Below are 1,501 nucleotides of genomic sequence, written 5' to 3'. Positions count from 1 at the left end.
GCGGATGCCGGAAGACGAGGCGCCCGCTGTCCGGCTCGATCCGGGCGAGCCCGGCACGCTCGATGTGCTCCCGGCCGCGCTGCCACGACGCACCCCCGCCGCCGTCCGCCATCTCCCGCAGCACGGCCTCGCGCTGGGCGAACGTGCCGCCCAGCGTGGCCACGAGCAGGAGCCGCCGGGTGCCGTCGGGCAGCCCCCGCAGCCTGTCCTCGTACAGCCGCCCGAGCCGCTCGCCGACGGACACTTCACCGGTGGGCAGGTCACCGACGGGTGGTTCGCCGACGAGGCGCGGGGACGCGTCGCCGTCCGCCGGAATCCCGGCACCGTCCGCGCGCCGGAGCCGCGCCGGGAGTTCGCGCAGGGCCAGTGGATTGCCCCCGGCCGCCCGCAGCACCCGGCGCCGTACCTCTTCGGGCAGCGCCGGACGGACCGTGTCCAGCAGGCGACCGGCGTCCCTGTCGTCGAGGGGACGCAACTCAAGCACCTGCCCGGCCGGGGCTTCGGAACCGTCCGGCAGCGCGAGCGGTCCGAGGCCGCTCATACAGCGCGTGGTGCCGATCGCCACGACCGGCAGCGCGCTCAGCCGCCGCTGTACGCAGCCGAACACGGCCACGCTGGACGGGTCCGCCCACTGCAGATCGTCGAGGAGCACGGCGATCGGCCCGCGCGCGGCGGCGTGGGCCAGCAGGGTCAGCGCGGCAGCCCCCACCGTGAACTCCTCGGGCGGCGCACCCTCACGGATGCCGAGCGCGCGTTCCAGGGCGTGCCGCCGCCGCTCGGAGAGCTGCTCCACGGGGAGTGCCCCCGCCTCGTCGAGCAGCGGCCAGAGCACCTGGTGCAGCGCGGCGAACGGCAGCCCCGACTCCGCCTCCGCCCCGGTCATCCGCAGGATCCGCAGACCCGCGCCACGGGCTTCCGCCTCGGCCGCGCGGAGCAGTGCCGTCTTGCCCATGCCGGGGTCACCGCGCAGGAGCAGGGAGGTGCCGACGCGGTCGGCGACGTCGGCGAGGGCCCGCCGGACCGCGGCGAACTGCGTGCCCCGCCCCAGCAGCCGCTCTCCCCGCATGGACCGGACCACTCAGCGCTTCAGCACACCGTCCAGCCACGCGATGGCCTCGGGGGTCACCGCGTCGGCCAGGTCCGCGTACTCCTCGTGCTTCTTCAGGAACTTCGCCACGTAGGGGCAGATGGGCACGGCGCGCTTGCCCGTGGCGCGTACGTCGTCCAGCGCCTCCCGTACGAGGATCGAGGCGAGGCCCTGCCCCGCGTAGGCGTCGTCGATCTCGGTGTGGAAGAACACGCGCCGGTCGTCGCGGTCACGGAACGCGGTGAAGCCCGCGCGCTCGCCGTCGACCAGGATCTCGTACCGGTGTCTGGCCTCCACGAGCCGGACGGCGGGGGTGGCTGCGGGCGTGGCTGCGGGCTGCGTCGTCATCGTCGTACTGCCTTTCGGTCGGTGAGCTTGTCGAAGGCGGGTGGGCCGCTTGCCGAAGGCGTAGGG

At 75.0% G+C, this 1,501-nt stretch carries 2 protein-coding genes; both read right to left on the bottom strand.

Features of this window, described 5'->3' with window-relative positions:
• A partial coding sequence (locus AB8Z36_RS40480) for an AAA family ATPase (RefSeq protein WP_369218343.1) occupies positions 1-1,066 on the bottom strand: 1,066 nt, incomplete at its 3' end.
• 12 nt (positions 1,067-1,078) lie between these two features.
• Positions 1,079-1,435: a GNAT family N-acetyltransferase gene (locus tag AB8Z36_RS40475; protein WP_369218344.1), complete on the bottom strand. Its 357-nt coding sequence runs from the start codon at positions 1,433-1,435 to the stop codon at positions 1,079-1,081.
• Positions 1,436-1,501 lie beyond the last annotated feature (66 nt).

The sequence above is a fragment of the Streptomyces flavofungini genome, assembly GCF_041028215.1.
GTDB lineage: Bacteria > Actinomycetota > Actinomycetes > Streptomycetales > Streptomycetaceae > Streptomyces > Streptomyces flavofungini_B.
This window is presented reverse-complemented; position numbering and strand designations above follow the sequence as displayed.

Excerpts from the sequence above, each read along its gene's own strand:
- AB8Z36_RS40475 (WP_369218344.1), bottom strand. The coding sequence starts at position 1,435 with ATGACGACGCAGCCCGCAGCCACGCCCGCAGCCACCCCCGCCGTCCGG.